The sequence below is a fragment of the Flavobacterium sp. Root935 genome (assembly GCF_001429295.1).
Lineage (GTDB): Bacteria > Bacteroidota > Bacteroidia > Flavobacteriales > Flavobacteriaceae > Flavobacterium.
This window is the reverse complement of the sequence record NZ_LMJL01000008.1, coordinates 1,174,137-1,191,938: the sequence shown is the minus strand read 5'-3', so window position 1 is coordinate 1,191,938 and position 17,802 is coordinate 1,174,137. Positions and strand designations below refer to the sequence as shown.

The following is a 17,802-nucleotide window of genomic DNA, read 5'->3' as shown; positions in this document are numbered from 1 at the left end:
GTTAGGTTTCTATATTTTTTTTATTGAATAATCATCGCCAATCCACCACCGTTTGCTAATCGATACGTTAATTTCGTTGCCGAATCAATTGTAATGATTTCTCTTTTATAATCCGTTGCGGCTTTATCTGCATTTAAACCATCAGAGAAAATTTCGGCTTGGAATTTTTTGCCTTTTTCAAGGAAAGAAAAATCGATAGTAATATCTCTGGAATCCCAATTTGTAATTGAACCTAAATACCACGTATTGCCTTTTCTTCTGGCAATGGAAATGTATTTACCAACTTCACCATTTAAAGAAACCGTTTCATCAAAAGTTGTTGGAACTTTAGCAATAAAATCGGTACTTTCCTGCTCTTTCATAAAAGCTGTTGGACTGTCTGCCATCATTTGCAAAGGCGCTTCAAAAATAGTGTAAAGTGCCAATTGATGACATCTTGTTCCCTGACTCATTGGGTTGGAATGACTTGGTTTGAATTCGCTTTTTGTGGCATTTCTCATTGCGCCAGGCGTATAATCCATTGGGCCGGCCATCATTCTGATAAACGGAATCGTTGTGTCGTAAAGCGGAACATCGTCATTTGGTGTCCATTTATTATTTTCTAAACCTTTTACACCTTCAAAATTTAGAATGTTTGGATAAGTTCGCTGAATCCCGGTTGGTTTGTACATTCCGTGAAAATCAATAATTAATTTATGATTGGCTGCTCTTTGAGCAATATCGTAAACGGAACTAACCATTTTAGCATCGTCACGGTCTATAAAATCAACTTTAAAACCTTTGACGCCCAGCTTAGCATAATTGTCAAAAACGCCATTAATATTTTCATGCAAAGCCATCCACGAAGCCCACAAGATAATTCCAACGTTTCTCTCTTTCGCGTAGGCGATTAAAGCTTCGAGATCAACATTCGGATTGTGTTTCATAATATCGGTTTCTACACTCCAGCCTTCGTCTAAAACCACATATTCCACTTTATTTTTAGAAGCGAAATCAATATAATATTTATAAGTTTGTGTATTGATTCCAGCTTTAAAATCAACATTATAAATGTTCCAGTCGTTCCACCAGTCCCACGCTACTTTTCCGGGTTTTATCCACGAAACATCTTTTATTTTTGATGGCTCGGCCAATTTCTGAACCATATCATTATTGGCTAAATCCGCATCATTTTCAGAAATCACAATTGCTCTCCACGGAAAACTTCTTGTTCCTTTGGTTTTTACCAAATAATCTGCTCTTTCTGTAATTAATTTGTTGAGGTCATTGAATCCGCCGTTGGTTTCCTTTAACGGATATTTAGAAAAGCGAGATTCAAAACCAGAATTGTTTTTATTATTGGTTACAAACAGTCCCGCGTAATCTTCCAGATTTGCTTCTAGAAAAACGGCTTTTTTATGATTTTTATAATCAATTAAAAAAGGTAAAAAAGCTAAAGTATCTTTTTTGAACTCGCTGATTTTTTTGTTTTCATAATGCGATTCAAACGATGAAATAAATGGATCTTTCGGATTTCGTAAATCGCGGACATAAGGCATTAAAGTATTGTAATCCTGATCAAAGTTTATAACCACTTCTTCAGATTTAACGGTAATATCTTTTTTCTTTTTAGTTATAAAACGATACGCAGCGCCGTCATCAAAAACGCGATACTCAATGCTGAAGTCATTTTTGAACTTTAAAGTCAATTGATTGTAATTGTTTTGAACTGATTTCTTTTTGTACAAAGGTGTTTCAAAAGAAGTGTTTACAGTTTCCTTTTTTGAATTTAAAACAACAGCATTTTTTCCTAAAACAATATTTTCGTCCAAAGTCATAGACATTTCTGATGGAGTCAAAATCACATCGTTTTCATGCAAAATTGTCCAGCTGATTTTATCATCAACATTAATTTTAACTTCAATTTTTCCGTTTGGAGATTTTACAGTAAAATCCTGTTTCTTCTGCGAAAAAGATAGGTTTACGAAAAATAAAAGCAGCAATATTGTTATAGCGTTTTTCATCAATTTTTGATTTGTTTTTTCTGTAGAGAAGCACCGCAGTGGGTCTACGCCCAGTTTACGTTCCATATATTCGTTGCACATAAGACGCACTGCGGTGCGTCTCTACAGAAAATAGGGTTGAATAATTTTTTAATTCTTCAATTCTAGGTTGTATTTCTTAACGATTTCTAAAGTCGATTTATCGCCGTTAAAAACAGAATTTAATCCTTGTGGTTCTTGCGGAGGATCTGTTGTAAGTGGTTCGCCTGGATTCCATTTTCCCGTTTCATTAACGGCTTTTCCTTCACCGCCGTATCCCCAAAAATTCGCAGCCTGCAACGGACCTCCGTTTTTATGACTTTCTAGAACTCTTCCAAAAATATAACTGTAAAATTTATCTCTGTAGATCGACGAAGCTCCAGCATTTAAGTTTTCATTTTCCCTCGGAAGACCAAATTCTTCTATAATAATTGGTCTTTTTAAATTATTTGCCACTTTAATATGATCGTCAATATATTTTCCAGCGTTTTCGATTGTTTTTGGCATTGTAGCTTCGGCATTATCGGCTTTAAACCAATTCCAGTTTTTTGGCCAGATGTGCATGGTCAAATAATCAATGTTCGGATTTTGGTGCGTTCTTTCGAAAATCTCCATGCTGTCGTTCGAACTGTTTTTTCCTTCAGAACCCGTAGAAACCAAGTGATTTTTATCTAAACTATCAATTAAATCCACAATGTTGTTTAACCATTTTGTGAATTTAGCTTCATTTTCTACTGTAAAAAGTCTTGGTTCATTTCCAACCTGCCATGCCATAATGGTGTTGTCTTCGTTGTATTTCTTTTTAGAATAAGCATTTGTTCTTCCAATAATAAACTTTACATGATTATTTAAAGCTTCCATGCAAGGTTCGCAGCTGTGAAACTGTTCTGTATACGACATAAATTGAGGCCAAGTGTTTGGCGGAATATTCGGAACTGGAATTGCTCCTTTGCCATTCCATTCTAAATATTGTGACATTCCGCCCGACCATTCCCAGTTGTTTGTCAAGTACAAAACGGCATACATATTACGTTTGCTCATTTCATTGATCAAAAAATCTAAACCGTCCAAAAGATCTTCATCATATTTTCCCTGCTCATATTGCAAAGCCGGACGAACCGTAAAATCGTATTTGCTGCCATCCGCGCCAACCAAAACACGAAGATTATCAATTCCGTTTTTCTTCATTAAATCCAGTTCGCGTAAAAGTCTTTTTCTGTCCCCAATTTTTTTAGAAGCAAGCATACTGCCGTACCAATAATTGGTTCCGATGTAGGCATAAGGTTTATCACCTTTATAAAATTGCGTGCCTTTTACGGTTATTTTTTCCTGCGCCTGACAAGCAATTGTCGACAAAAGCATTGCAAGAGAAAGTGTTTTGAGAAATCTGTTTTTCATGATTTATATTTTAAGAAGCTGTTTCCTGCTATCCGCTGTATCTTTTATGTTGAACGCCAACATAAAAGGATGCCGCTTCTATCAGGGCTAGGACTTTACGTTACTTTAGACCTTTTTATTTATCTCGTTTAAGGATTTCGTTTTAAAAATTCTTCTTCAGAAAGCGTTGTTATTTTAATATCATCAAAAAATACAGTACCGTTAGTTTGGGCAAGAGCGAGCATTATCCTAATCTTTTTAGCATCTGCAGGAACCTTTATGGCTTTTTTGTAATTGATCCAGCCTGTGGTACCTTTTGCATTGCCAATTAATTCAGAGCTGATTTTCTTTTCGGCATCAGTGGTAAATTCAATAATTACAGATGCAGCTTTGTAATCTTCTTTTTGGATTTCTACACCATCGGTTTTCATCCATGCACTGCATTCGATTGCAAAAGTATTTCGCGGAATTGTAATAACTTGATCAAAAGCCCTCCATTCTGCACCAGTATATTGATTAATCAGCGCACCATTTTTCCCAGATTTTTTATCATACGTAGAAAGAGCACCATTTTCTTCGCCTCTCCAATTTACAAACTCGTATTCGAAACCTCCATTTTTTATAAGATTTGTTTGCGCGGTTATTATTGTGGTCATAAATAATAAACTAAAAAGAAAAAAATGTTTCATAAGCGACTGTAAATTAGAGTTAAATCAATAAAGTTATTCTTTAATACGCTGTATAAGTTCCAAACAGGCTCGGCCATTATGATAAGGACATTTCCAGAATCCGGCTTTGTCTTTTTCGATTAAAGAATAGTCGTGGTAAATTCCCCAGACCCATTCTCCATTTTTCTGATCGAGGATATGTTTTTTTATGAATTTCCAAATTTTGTAAACAATTTCCAGATATTCTTCTTTTCCAGTTAATTGGTAAGCGTTGTAAAAACCAATTAAAGCCTCCGCTTGCGGCCACCAATGTTTTTCGGCAATTAATTTATTTTTCTCTGGATCAAATTCGTACCAGAGACCGCCGTCAGAATCAAGTCCTTCTTTTGTAACTTCAGCAATTTGAACGGCGTATTTTTTATAATTTTCGATCAGTTTTTCATTGCCCGAAATTTCTGCACACTGCTGTAAAAGCCAAGCCGCTTCAATGTCATGGCCGTAAGAAACAACATCTGGTTTTTCAATCCAATTTTCGTTGAAAAATAAACGTAAATGACCAGTTTCAGTGTTAATGAAATATTTCTCGATTGTTTCTAATAATTCAATAATATCTTCAAGCAGTTTTTCATCTTTCCAGACTTTGTATAAATTTACATAACCTTCAATAATATGAAGATGCGTATTCATAGTTTTCTTTTCATTCGCATCTTTTGCACTCAAACGTAAATCTTCAATTGGCTGCCAATCTCTTGTAAAAGCTTCAAAATAACCTTTGTTTACAGGATCGTAACTGTGTTCTTGAATTTTTAGATATAAATTTTTAGCAATTTCTAGAACTTTTTCGTTTTTTGAAATCACATAATATTCTGACAATCCGTAGATTGCAAATGCTAAAGCATAAATTTGATTTTTGGTGTCTTTTGGAGTTTTATCCTCATTAATGCTCCAAAAAAGACCGCCAAATTTTGTGTCATAAAAATAAGCACTGAGAAATTCAAATGCTCTTTCTGCCAATTTTTTGTGGTTTTCGTTTTTTGTGGTTTGATAACTGGCAGAGAAAGTCCAAAGAATTCGGGCGTTTAAAACCGAACCTTTTTCTGCATTTTCAATTCTTTGATCATTAAAATCGATCTGACCTGCAAAACCGCCATTTTGCTCATCAACAGTATGTTCTGACCAATATTTTAAAATGGAATCAAGTTCTGAGGTGAGTTCAGATTTTAAAAGCTTTCTTTGTAATGACACGATATATTAAATTGCGTTGTTTCTTTCGATTTGATCAATAATAGTCTGTACAGAACCTGCAGAAATAAAAGTGTCTGCTGGTGCATTGGTAACATAATCAACTAATTTCTCTACGGTTGAAACTGCTACATGCATTCTAGTGTCTGAAGAGGCATAATATACGTAAACAGTTCCGTTGGTATCTTCAATCCATCCGTTAGAAAATAAAACATTCGAAACGTCGCCGACTCTTTCAATTCCTTCTGGTCCCATAAAATGTCCGGCAGGAACGTGCGTAACTTTTGTAATATCATTCAAATCTGTCATGAACATATACAAAGTGTAACGTAAACCTGCAGCAGTATTACGGACTCCGTGTGCCAAATGCAGCCAGCCTTTTGATGTTTTGATAGGAGCAGGGCCAAGACCATTTTTCAATTCATAAATAGTATGATATTGTTTTCCAAAGATTATTTTTTCTTCTTTAACAACAGGGTTTGTCATGTCTTCCACATAACCTAAACCAATTCCGCCGCCACTTCCAACATCAATAAAACCATCTTGCGGACGTGTGTATAAAGCGTATTTTCCGTTTACAAATTCTGGATGTAAAACAACATTTCGCTGTTGTCCCGTATTAGATATTAAATCCGGAAGCCTTTCCCAGTTTACTAAATCTTTTGTACGAACTATTCCAGCATTGGCTACAGCCGAACTTGTATCACCTTTTGGTGCTTTTGGATCTTTTCTTTCAGTACAAAAAATACCGTACACATAACCATCTTCATGATGAATCAAACGCATATCATATACATTGGTGTCTGGTTCTTCGGTTTGCGGAATTACGCAGGGTTTGTCCCAAAACTTGAAATTATCAATTCCGTTTGGACTTTCGGCAATGGCAAAAAATGATTTTCTGTCGATTCCTTCTACACGAACTGCCAATAAATATTTGCCGTTCCATTTCATTGCACCAGCATTAAAAGCAGCATTTATTCCGATTCTTTCTTGCAGGAAAGGATTTGTTTTTTCGTTGAAATCAAAACGCCAGTTCAGCGGAATGTGCGCAGCAGTTACTACAGGGTTTTTGTAACGGTCATAAATTCCGTTTCCAGCAGCTTCCTGAGGTGCATTTTTTTGTTCAATAAGTGTTTTATGTTCTTTTTCTAATGCCGATTTTCTTTCTTGAAAAATGGCTGAAGATGTTATCGTTGTCATATTAATTGATTTCGGTATCTGTACTAATTTATTTTTGGTCTCGTTTTTGGTTTAAATCTTGTTCAATTGTTTGAAGTTTTTCTTCAGATAATGGGTAAAATGCTATAAAAGCTACTGATATTCCAGCTGCTATTGCCGGAAGTATACTCAGCATTAATTGAATTCCGTTTTGAGCGGTTGCAGTTTGTTCTACATTTGCCTGAAAACCGTAATAACCTAAAAGCCATCCAGCTCCAGCACCGCCAATTGTCCATCCAAATTTTTGCGACATGGAAGATGCAGAAAATACCAGTCCTGTAGCTCTTCGTCCTTGTTTCCATTCAGAATAATCGGCACTGTCTGCGTACATTGACCAGATTAATGGAAAAATACAGCCTGCACAAATACTTATTAAAACTTGGAAAATCATGATTAAGAAAATATCTTCTTTTCCGAATAAATAGAAAATCAAACTAAGAATTGCTGCCAGTGCCATTGCACCAAAAAATGTTTTCTTTTTACCAATTCTATTTGCAATTGGCGTCGCTGCGATCACTCCGATGATGTTCGCTGCTTGTCCTAAAACCAAATATATTGAGGTTGGAGTCATATGAAAATCGGTTCCGAAAAGCGAAAAATCGAAGTTTATACTGCTGCTTACATAATATTTGAAATAGTAAACCGCAGCACCATCTCGAATTGAATTGAAAACTAATGCGCCAATTCCAGCTCCCAATAAAATCCACCAAGGTCTATTTTTTAAGAGGTCTTTTAAATCCTCTTTTAGATTGTTTTGTTCGTCTCCAATTGGTTGTACTCTTTCTTTTGTAAATGCAAAACAAGCCCAGAAGAATATAGTTGTAATTAATCCGAAAACGGCAATTGTTGTCAGCCAGCCTGTTTTTGAATTTAAGTTTCCGCCAAAATAATTTACCAAAGGTTCAATCAGCCAAAGTGCCAAAAGACTTCCTCCAAAAGCAAAAACCATTCGATAAGAAGAAAGTGTGTTTCTTTCTTTTCGATCAGACGACATTACCCCCAAAAGTGAGGCATAAGGAACATTGATTAAAGAATAAATCATCATCATTAAAGAATAAGTGACGTAGGCGTAAATTATTTTTCCTTTTTCGTCAAAATCTGGAGTATAAAAAGTCAAAACTCCAATCACGGCAAATGGTATGGCGACCCAAAGTAAATACGGTCTGAATTTTCCCCATTTACTTTTTGTTCTATCAGCTAAAATTCCAACAATTGGGTCAAAGCAGGAATCCCAGATTCGGGTAATTAAAAACATGGTTCCGACTATAGCAGGCGCTAATCCGAAAACATCGGTGTAGAAAAACAACAGATACATGCTGAAAATTTTCCAGAACATAGATGAAGCAGCGTCTCCAAGACCGTAACCTATTTTTTCTTTTAAACTAATTTTGTCGTGCATTAGATTTTTTTTAAAGGTTGTAATTTAAATTTGGGCAGTTATTTTAATTTTTTTTGAATATCTTTTTCAAATATAGTTTGATCTAGATTATAAAAATCGACAAAATCTTTTTCACTTACTTGTCCTGAGAAAGGTGCGTAATAATGCATTTTTTGCTCTTTTTCCTGCCAGCCGTGATTTCTCCAAAGTAAAACATAAGAAATCTTATAATCTCCAATTGCTTTTAGTAAAGTTCCTGTCCACCATTTTGGGTCTGGAACAGCTTCATAACCAGCTTCGGCCAAAGCAATTATTTTATGTTTTTTAATATTGATTTCATTTAAGATTTTAAACTGATTTTGAACTTCGGCAATAAATTTCTCTCCATTTGGGTCGTTGCTATTTTGGTAAGAATCAAAACTTAAAATATCGGCGTAATTATCTCCGGGATAGTTAGCTAAAAAATCTGCTTCACTTCCAAAACCACCTGTATTGTAAACGTAAATTAAATTGTGAACACCTTTTTTCTGAAGATAATCAAAGGTGAATTTCCAAGCCGTTTTAAATTCTTCAGGAGTGCAGTTTCCTTTTCCCCACCAAAACCATCCGCCGGTAAGTTCATGAAAAGGTCTGAAAAGAATTGGAATATTTTTGCCGTTTTTATCTTTTAAAGACAAGAAAAATGTAGCCGCTTTATCTAACCAAGAAGTAAATTTTTTGTGGTTTTCGGCTCCTGGTAAAATTGTTTTTAAAGAGTTTGGAGTGTGATCCCAAGCATCTTTTCCTGTTGCGGGATTGTCAAAATGCCAGCTTATAGTTGAAATTCCGCCTCTTGCATTGGCTTCAATAATGTATTGTTTCATTTTGGCAAAAGGAACGCCGTCAATATTGTTTGGTTTGTCATTTTCCAAACCTGCAATATCCCAGCCATATACAGATGGATAATCTCCTGCGACATCTTTTACATCACTTCGACCGTCTTCATATTTCCATTTTACGCCGTAAGCCAAATCATCTTGATGACCAAAAAGAAAACCTTTTTGAGATAAAGTATTTAGGTTTTTATAAAGTGTCTTAGTTTCTGTAGTTGCTTTTTTATCTGAAAGTGACAAATTAGTATTATCTATACTTTTTTGCGCTATGCATGAACTGGTAAGTACTGTTACTGTCAAAAGTGTCAAAAAGTGTTTTTTCATTGCAGATTAGTTAGTTTGTTTTTCGGCTAAAAGCAAAATAAACAAGTGGTTATGGTTTGGAAATAGTGTTGATTTGTCTGTCAAAAAATCATTATGTTTTTATTGTTAAAATTATTAAAACTATAAAAACATATTCAATTAAAAATGATTAATGTTTATTATTAATGTTCTTTTTAAAGAAATGATAATTTATTTTTTCAAAGATAATTGGATGATTATAGTGGAATTAATATTATTTTATCAATTATATATCATATTATTGCAGTCAAAAAAACAAAATATTACGTTACTAATAATAATTCTGAGATGGGGACTACGAAAAATTTTTATAGAGAAATTGCACCGCTTGCTGCTAGCGACAGCTTTTTAGTTTTTGACCGAGTTAAAGACAGCTTTGATTTTCCTGTTCATTATCATCCGGAATTTGAAATTAATTTTATTTTAAACGGAAAAGGTGTAAAGAGAGTTGTTGGAGATAATATTGAAGAAATTGATAATATCGAACTCGTTTTAATTGGCCCAAATTTATATCACGGCTGGGAGTTGAGTAAATGTACCAGTAAAAAAATCCATGAAATAACGATTCAGTTTCATAATGATTTATTTCATGAATCCTTATTGTCAAGAAGAATTATGAATCCGATAAGAGATATGTTTAACAGATCTATTCACGGAATTCTTTTTTCGAAAAAAACAGCAGAAGAATTGACGCCAAGACTTGTAAGGCTTTCAAAACTAGACGGAATGGATTATTTTTTAGAAATTACCTCTTTATTATATGATCTGGCAAATTCTAGAAATCAGCGTCTGCTTTCGACTTATACAGTTGACTATGACACTTTTGATGACTACGATAAAATGAAATTGGTCTACGAATATGTGCAGAAACATTTTGCTGAAAAAATTACTTTAGAAGATGTAGCAAATGTGGCGAGTATGTCTATTATTTCTTTTAATAGATTCATTAAAAAACGTACAGGTAAAACTTTTGTCAATTATATAAATGATATTAGAATTGGTTACGCTGCTCGCTGGCTGGTAGAAAAAGATATGAGCGTTTCTGAAGTTGCGTTTAAATCTGGGTTTAATAATATTGCCAATTTTAACCGCAGTTTTAAAGCGACAAAAAATTGTACTCCGAGTCAATACAGAGAAGATTTTTCTGGATTGAAACGTATTTTATAGTGATACTTTTTTGTCACTACTAAATATTATTTTTAACGAAATCGTTTGATTTTACGCTTTTTGTTGATTTTTATATAGGTGTTAGGTTCTTTTTGAGGATTGTTGTTGCGAATAATTTAATTTTTATATGGTTTTATTTTCATATGTGTTTTTTTAATCGCTTAAAGTAAAAATATTATCATTAAATGATATAATATTATCGATTTGATAATTCTCTCTGTTATAGATTTGTTAAATAATTTAAGAGTTTGATATACCAGGCTTTTTGATCTCTTAGATTGGCAATAAAACAAATTTAAACTAACCAAACACTTATTATGAAAAAACTAATGACTAGCTTCATTCATTGGAAGGCTGACCACAGAGCTGTTCCTTTGATATTATTTTTGTTACTGACCAGTAATTTTATTACTGCGCAGGTAAAGGTTTCGGGGACGGTATCTGATGAAAAGGGATTATCTATCCCAGGGGCAAACGTATCAGTTGCGGGTTCTAAAGCAACGGTCTCTACTGATTTTGACGGTAAATATTCTATCGATGTTCCTGCAAATTCAACTTTATTGTTTTCTTTTATCGGATTTGCTACGCAGAAGGTTGCTGTAGATGGTAAATCGACTATAAATGTAATTTTAAAATCAAATGCTGAAGATTTAAAAGATGTAGTTGTAATTGGTTACGGTACTCAAAGGAGAAAAGATGTAAATAGTGCTATTTCTAGTGTTGCGGCAAAAGATATTGAGAACCTAAAAGTAGCCTCATTTGACCAAATGCTTCAGGGTAAAGCTGCGGGGGTAGTTGTAAATAGTAACTCTGGAGAGCCGGGAAGTAATGTTTCTGTAAGGATTCGTGGAGTTTCTTCTTTAACAGGTACTAATGAACCTTTGTATGTAATTGATGGTGTGCCTATTTCTGGTGATGCGAGAAACTCTTCTACTTCTGGAAGAAATGCAGCCGGGGATTCTAACTTTTCAAACAACGGAAATATTACTGTAAGTCCATTAGCGCTTATCAATCCAAGCGATATTGAGTCTATTGATATCTTGAAAGATGCTTCTGCTACTGCAATTTATGGTTCACGCGGAGCAAATGGAGTTATCATTGTAACTACTAAATCAGGAAAAAAAGGTACTGGGAAATTGTCTTTTGAAAATTCATATTCAATCAGTAATCTTCCTAAGAAACTGCATTCTATGAATTTGCAGCAATATGCTACTCATCAAAATGCTTTGGCAGATGTTTATGATCCTTCATCAAAACGTCCAGAATTTGCTTATCCTGAACTATTAGGAAAAGGTACAGACTGGCAGGATGCTATTTATGAAACAGGATTAATGAGTTCTAATCAGTTGTCTTTTTCAGGCGGAAAAGAAGGGATTAACTATTATATCTCTGGAGGTGTTTTAAATCAAGAAGGTATCGTAATCGAATCTGGATTTAAAAGATACAATGTTAGAGCTAATATCGATGCTAAGGTAAACAGCTTTATTAAAGTTGGTATCAATGTAAGTGGTGCAATTACAGATGAAAAACTTACACTGAACGGACAGTTTAATGGAGTTGTAGCTACTTCTCTTTTGGCGACTCCAGATGTGGCAGTAAGAGAATTGGATGGTGCATTTGCTGGACCAACAAGTGGTATTTCATTTGTTAATCCTGTTGCAACCTCTTTATTAGGTTCAAATACATTAGTAAGAAAAAATTATTCTGGAAATTTTTATACTCAAGTTGATATTCTTAAAGGTTTAGAATATCGTTTTGAAGCGGGAGGGTATATCTACGATAATTTAGGACAACGATTTGATCCTATGTATTCTTTGGGTAATGCGGTGAAAAATTACGCTAATCTATATTATAATCCGTCTTCTGGTAATTCATGGAACTTAAAAAACATGCTTACGTATAGAAAGACAATTGATAAACACAATTTTACAATTTTAGCTGTTCAAGAGTCAAATAGAGCACATTGGGAAGGATATTCTATGGAAGGAAATGGTTATAAAGATAATAGTAACCAGACGCTTGCCGGCGGAGATTTAGCGAAAGCCGTGCTTAAAAGTACCTATTCAGGAACTCAAACTTTATCATCTTATTTAGGAAGGGTGGTTTATGATTACGCAGATAAATATGGTATTTCTGCTGCGATTAGAACAGATGGATCTTCTAAGTTTTTCGTAGGAAATAAATGGGGTGTTTTTAGTTCTGCCAGCGGTTCTTGGAAAATTTCGAATGAATCTTTCATGGAAAGCACTAGAAAATATGTTGATAATATAAAGTTAAGATTTGGATGGGGACAAACTGGAAACAATCAAATCGGAAATAACTTATACGATTCTAATCTTCACGTAGTGGTAAGTTCTATGGGAACTTCTTATCTTCCTTCAAATACTCCAAATAAAGATTTGAAATGGGAGACTCAGGATCAAACAAACTTAGGTTTAGATTTTACTTTGTTTCAATCCAAATTTACAGCATCGGTTGATGTTTATAAAAAAGTGTCTAAAAACTTCTTGTATCAGGTTCCGTTGCCAAATTATCTTTCTGGAGGCGGTGATTATGAAGGTGGTGTAAATCCTCCATATTTTAACCTTGGAAGTATGCAGAATAAAGGTATCGAGGTAACTCTTGGCTATCATAATAAATTCTCAGAAAACTTCTCTTGGGATTCTAGTTTGAACTTTACCAAGTATGAAAATAAAGTTACAGACATGGCAGGTTTAAATATTATAAAAACAACTAATACACTTGCTTATAGTACTGTAAGTGTTTCAAGAACGCAGGAAGGTCTGCCGATTGGTTCGTTTTTAGGATACGAAGCTGTAGGGATTTACAGAACTGATGAAGATTTATTAAAATACGGACATGTTGACGGTTCAGGAAATAGAGTAGTCTTAAAAAACGGAACAAACTCTTTATTGCCAGACTTTGTAAAAGGTGATGTTATTTATAAAGATTTAAATAATGATGGTAAAATCGATCAAAACGATTTAACGAATATTGGAAATCCAAATCCAAAATTCACTTACGGTTTTACAAATAACTTTAAATATAAAAATGTCGATCTATCGATTTTCCTTCAAGGAACTGCAGGAAATAAATTGCTGAATTTAACTCGTGCATCGGGAACAATGAATAGTAATTTGGGAACTAATTATTTAACAGAAGCTGCTGATTTCTATTCTGCTGATAACTTAGATGCTTCGCTTCCTAAACCTTCTAGTTACGATCATATTAACAATGCCGTTTCTACCCGTATGATTGAAAATGGTTCTTATTTAAGAATTCAGAACGTAACTTTAGGATATTCGTTGCCATCGGATATAATTTCAAAAATCAAACTAACAAGATTGAGAATTTATGCTTCTGGACAAAACTTATTCACTTTTACAAAATACACAGGTTATGATCCTGAGGTGGGTGCTTATAATCAAGACGCATTAATGTCTGGAATTGATAACGGACGTTATCCTGTGCCAAGACTAATTTCTTTTGGTTTTAATGTTGAATTTTAATAAAAAATAATATGAAAAATATATATAAAAGAGGCAGCGTAGGTTTTATGGCGTTATTGATGTTGTTCTCATCCTCTTGCTCTCAAGATTTTATAGATGTTCCTGCAGAAGGAAATCCTACAATAGGAAGTTACTATGATTCTGACGAAAAACTAGACAATGCGACCAACGGACTTTATGGTTTAGTTTGGTTTAATATGAATAAAGAAGGTTTTTACGGTATTACAGATGTAATCTCTGGTAATATGTATGCCGATATTTATAATGACTTTGGAAAATTTACAGATTTGAGTTTTACAAATACATCAAGATATATTTCAGATTCTTGGAGATCTTGTTTTGGAGCTATTGCAAATTCTAATGCTTATATCAGTAATTTACCGCAGAGTGTTGGTCCAAATGTTAGTAAGGAAGCTTTGAATAATACATTAGGAGAATGCCATTTTATTAGAGCATTTTCTTATTTCTTCTTGGTAAGATTATGGGGAAATGTGCCTATTATCGAAAATAATGCAGACTATTCTAAAAACTACGTTATTCCGAGTAATCCAACTGAAGATGTTTACAAATTCATCGAAAATGATTTAAAATTTGCGATTGCTAATTTGAGAACAAAAAACAGAGGTTCAGATTATGCTGCGAATGCGCACGTATCAAGCGGTTCTGCAAAAGCAATGCTTGCAAAAGTTTATTTATATCAAAAGAAATATGACTTGGCGAGACAAATGGCTCAGGAAGTAATTAACAGCGGTGAGTTTAAATTGTTAGGAGGTGATGAATTACCGACTAAGTCTTTTGCCGACTTGTTTTTGCAAAAAAACAATAATAACGAAGAATCTATTTTTGCTTGGCAATGGACAGGAACTGGAGGGTATTTTGATGGTAATTTCACCAATACATTATTTGCTCCAGAAAACAGATTGGTAGAAACAACGTATTCTGGACAAATTGCACCATCTCAAGATTTAATTAAAAATGTTTTTGAAAATGGAGACAGAAGAAGAATTGAGACTTTTATGCTTCCTGGAGATTTCTATCCAAATTTGACTTACGCCAAAACACTTGATCTAGGTGCTCCAAAAATTCTGGGTTATACTTTTGAACTTCAGTACGAAGCTCAAAAATCTGGTGCAGGATTGAAAAAATATGTTATCGGGAAAGAAAATCTCCCAATAACGGGAGCGTTTAATCCTGTAAATAATGGAGAAAGTAGCATGAACAGCTACATGATGCGTTATGCAGAATTACTATTAATTCATGCTGAAGCAATTTTGGGCGGACAAACAGGCAGTACATCAGATGCACAAGCGCTTCAATCTTATAATGCAGTTCGTAAAAGAGCAGGGCTTGCACCAAAATCAGTTATAACATTCGATGATATTTTTAAAGAAAGACGTGCTGAGCTGGCGTGCGAAGGAGATTATTATTTTGATTTAGGTCGTTTACCTTTTGAAAAAGCAAAAGCGATTCTAGAAGCACAAAATAGAGGAAACAGAGAAGCTGAAAAACATATTACAATCTCGGCAACAAATCTTTTATTGCCTTATCCAGCTGACGACTTGACTAAAAATCCAAAATTGACAGAAGTAGTACCATATACTTTTAAATAATTTTAAAAATATAAAACATGAAAAATTTAAAAATTGTTTCATTAGCAGCATGCCTCGCATTAATAGTATCATTATTGCTTTTTACTTCATGCTCTAACGATGATAATGCAGATGCTTCCAGCGGAGGACCTGTAATAGAATCAGTAATGCCTTCGGGATATAATCTTGACGGAACTCTTAAGCCGCTAGAGCCAGTAACATTAGTAGATCCGAAAAACTATTATGTTATTCACGGAAAAGGACTTTTGGGTACTACAAAAGTGTATTTTAATGATTTTGATACTTATTTTAGACCAACTTTTGTAACCGATACTGATATAATTGTTTTGGTAGATGAAGCGACTCCTTTTGCGAATGCTTCGAATAAACTAAAAGTTGTTACAAAAAATGGAACAGCAGAGTTTGATTTAATGGTTGCGCCTCCAGTGCCAACATTTAGCGGTTTTAATTATATAAATTGTGCAGAAGGTGACGAAGTAATTATAAAAGGTAAGTATTTTCTAGATCCTATTGTTACGCTTTCAGCAACTCCAACACAGCCTGCTGTTCCAGTTGAAGTAATATCATCAACTTTAGAGCAGGTAGTAGTTAAAATTCCAGCCAATGCAGATCATAGATATTTGGCTGTAACCAATATTTCAGGAACAGCAGTTTCAAAAGAAGCAATTGGCACAGCGCTGTATGATGATAAACTATATGGAATGCAATGGGGTGGACCTTGGGCAGGCAAAGGAGTTAATTTTGATTTTGGAGGAGATTCCTATCAAGGAGAAAAATCTTGGCAGTGGGAATTTGCTGGCTGGGACGGTGGAAACTGGGGCTTTAATTTTGATATGACGCCGTATAAAGCCTTTAGAATTGCTGTAAAAGGAGCTAAAAATGGACAAGTGAACTTTAATTTAAATGGAGGGCCAAACTATGTAATTCCAGTTACAACAAGTTGGGTTTATATGGAAATTCCGTTGGATAAATTAGGAAGTCCATCAAGTATTACAATGATTACATTCCAAGAGTCTAATAATGACGGCGGTAATACTGTATTGTTTGACGATTTAGGATTTGTATTAAAATAAACATTTCTGTTTTTTGAGTTAGTTTTGTGATATTCCCTAATTTTCAATTAGGGAATATCTTTTTTGTATATCTTTTAAATTCATTGAGAATGAAGAAAATAATTTTAATGCTGACTTTGAGTGTTTCCAGTTTTGCTTTAGCTCAAGGCAATACACATAAACAACAAGCCGGAAAATTTGAAGGCCTTGCAATGACTCCGCCAATGGGCTGGAATTCGTGGAATACGTTTGCAACGAATATTGACGAAAAATTAGTAAAAGAAACTGCTGATATAATGGTCTCTTCTGGTTTAGCGGCTGCCGGTTACAATTACATTGTCTTAGACGATGGCTGGATGACACACGAACGTGATGTAAATGGTGATTTAGTTCCTGATCCACAAAAATTTCCAAACGGAATGAAATCACTGATTGATTATGTGCATGGTAAAGGATTAAAATTCGGATTATATAATTGTGCAGGAACAAAAACCTGTGCAGGATATCCAGGAACAAGAGGTTATGAATATCAAGATGCTCGATTTTATGCCAAGCTTGGAATCGATTTCTTAAAATACGATTGGTGTAATACCGAAGGAATTACCGCTAAAGAAGCCTATACAACAATGAGCAATGCGTTAAAAACAGCTGGAAGACCAATTGTTTTTAGTCTTTGCGAATGGGGCGATAATCAGCCTTGGGAATGGGGAAAACCAGTTGGAAACCTGTGGAGAATTTCGGGAGATATCTATCCTTGTTTTGACTGCGAATTCAAGCATCCAGAAAATTGGTCGTCTTGGGGATTTATGAAAATTGCCGATATGCGAAAAGACATTCGTAAATATTCTGGCCCAGATCATTGGAATGATTTTGATATGATGGAAGTTGGAAACGAAATGAATGATATAGAAGATAAATCGCATTTTGCAATGTGGTGTATGTTGTCGTCTCCATTATTTACAGGAAATGATTATCGAAAAATGACTAAAGAAACACTGGCAATTTTGACCAATAAAGAGTTACTGTCTGTTAATCAAGATAAGCTTGGAATTCAAGGATTCAAATACACTGTTTTAGATGGAGTAGAAGTGTGGGTAAAACCGCTTTCTGATGGAGCTTGGGCAGTTAGTTTTATCAATAGAACTGAAACTTCAAAGAAAGTTAATTTTGATTGGAATAAAAACAATTTCAAAGATGCCGATTTCGGATATGAAGCGGATTTTAATAAGACGACATTCAAAATAAAAGATCTTTGGAAAAATAAAGAAGCAGGAAATACTAAGAAATCTTTTAGTGCAGCAATTGCTTCGCATGATGTTATAACTTTAAAACTAATTCCTTAAAAC

12 protein-coding genes are annotated in these 17,802 nt (G+C 34.4%); 5 read left to right on the top strand and 7 right to left on the bottom strand.

What is annotated here, in order from left to right; translation table 11 throughout:
• Window positions 1-20 precede the first annotated feature (20 nt).
• The 7 genes from ASE40_RS10265 to ASE40_RS10235 all read right to left on the bottom strand — a co-directional run bounded on the left by ASE40_RS10265 (window position 21) and on the right by ASE40_RS10235 (window position 9,100).
• Entirely contained in the window at window positions 21-2,003 is a 1,983-nt protein-coding gene (locus ASE40_RS10265) for a glycoside hydrolase family 97 protein (RefSeq protein ID WP_057117016.1), read from the bottom strand.
• Window positions 2,004-2,132: 129 nt separating this feature from the next.
• Entirely contained in the window at window positions 2,133-3,419 is a 1,287-nt protein-coding gene (locus ASE40_RS10260; protein WP_057116851.1) for a glycoside hydrolase 5 family protein, read from the bottom strand.
• A gap of 128 nt (window positions 3,420-3,547) precedes the next feature.
• Window positions 3,548-4,054: a hypothetical protein gene (locus ASE40_RS10255; protein ID WP_057116850.1), complete on the bottom strand. Its 507-nt coding sequence runs from the start codon at window positions 4,052-4,054 to the stop codon at window positions 3,548-3,550.
• A 66-nt stretch (window positions 4,055-4,120) separates the two neighbouring features.
• Window positions 4,121-5,311 carry an AGE family epimerase/isomerase gene (locus tag ASE40_RS10250; RefSeq protein ID WP_057116849.1) on the bottom strand — a complete coding sequence of 397 codons (1,191 nt, stop codon included), beginning with the start codon at window positions 5,309-5,311 and terminating at the stop codon, window positions 4,121-4,123.
• Window positions 5,312-5,317: 6 nt separating this feature from the next.
• Entirely contained in the window at window positions 5,318-6,508 is a 1,191-nt protein-coding gene (locus ASE40_RS10245; protein WP_057116848.1) for a glycosidase, read from the bottom strand.
• 28 nt (window positions 6,509-6,536) lie between these two features.
• Window positions 6,537-7,925: an MFS transporter gene (locus tag ASE40_RS10240; RefSeq protein WP_057116847.1), complete on the bottom strand. Its 1,389-nt coding sequence runs from the start codon at window positions 7,923-7,925 to the stop codon at window positions 6,537-6,539.
• Between the two features lie 38 nt (window positions 7,926-7,963).
• Window positions 7,964-9,100, bottom strand: coding sequence for a glycoside hydrolase family 26 protein (locus ASE40_RS10235; protein WP_057116846.1), 1,137 nt, complete (start codon window positions 9,098-9,100; stop codon window positions 7,964-7,966).
• Window positions 9,101-9,406: 306 nt separating this feature from the next.
• Between ASE40_RS10235 and ASE40_RS10230 the strand changes: the two genes are divergently transcribed.
• The 5 genes from ASE40_RS10230 (at window position 9,407) to ASE40_RS10210 (ending at window position 17,799) form a co-directional block, all read left to right on the top strand.
• A complete protein-coding gene (locus tag ASE40_RS10230) occupies window positions 9,407-10,285 on the top strand; it encodes a helix-turn-helix domain-containing protein (RefSeq protein ID WP_057117015.1) in 879 nt (292 codons plus the stop codon).
• Between the two features lie 317 nt (window positions 10,286-10,602).
• Window positions 10,603-13,794, top strand: coding sequence for a SusC/RagA family TonB-linked outer membrane protein (locus ASE40_RS10225; protein WP_057116845.1), 3,192 nt, complete (start codon window positions 10,603-10,605; stop codon window positions 13,792-13,794).
• Window positions 13,795-13,805: 11 nt separating this feature from the next.
• Window positions 13,806-15,404, top strand: a complete 1,599-nt coding sequence (locus ASE40_RS10220; RefSeq protein WP_057116844.1) for a RagB/SusD family nutrient uptake outer membrane protein — start codon at window positions 13,806-13,808, stop codon at window positions 15,402-15,404.
• Between the two features lie 17 nt (window positions 15,405-15,421).
• Window positions 15,422-16,477: a hypothetical protein gene (locus ASE40_RS10215; RefSeq protein WP_057116843.1), complete on the top strand. Its 1,056-nt coding sequence runs from the start codon at window positions 15,422-15,424 to the stop codon at window positions 16,475-16,477.
• A gap of 89 nt (window positions 16,478-16,566) precedes the next feature.
• Window positions 16,567-17,799: a glycoside hydrolase family 27 protein gene (locus tag ASE40_RS10210; protein ID WP_057116842.1), complete on the top strand. Its 1,233-nt coding sequence runs from the start codon at window positions 16,567-16,569 to the stop codon at window positions 17,797-17,799.
• Window positions 17,800-17,802: the final 3 nt, after the last annotated feature.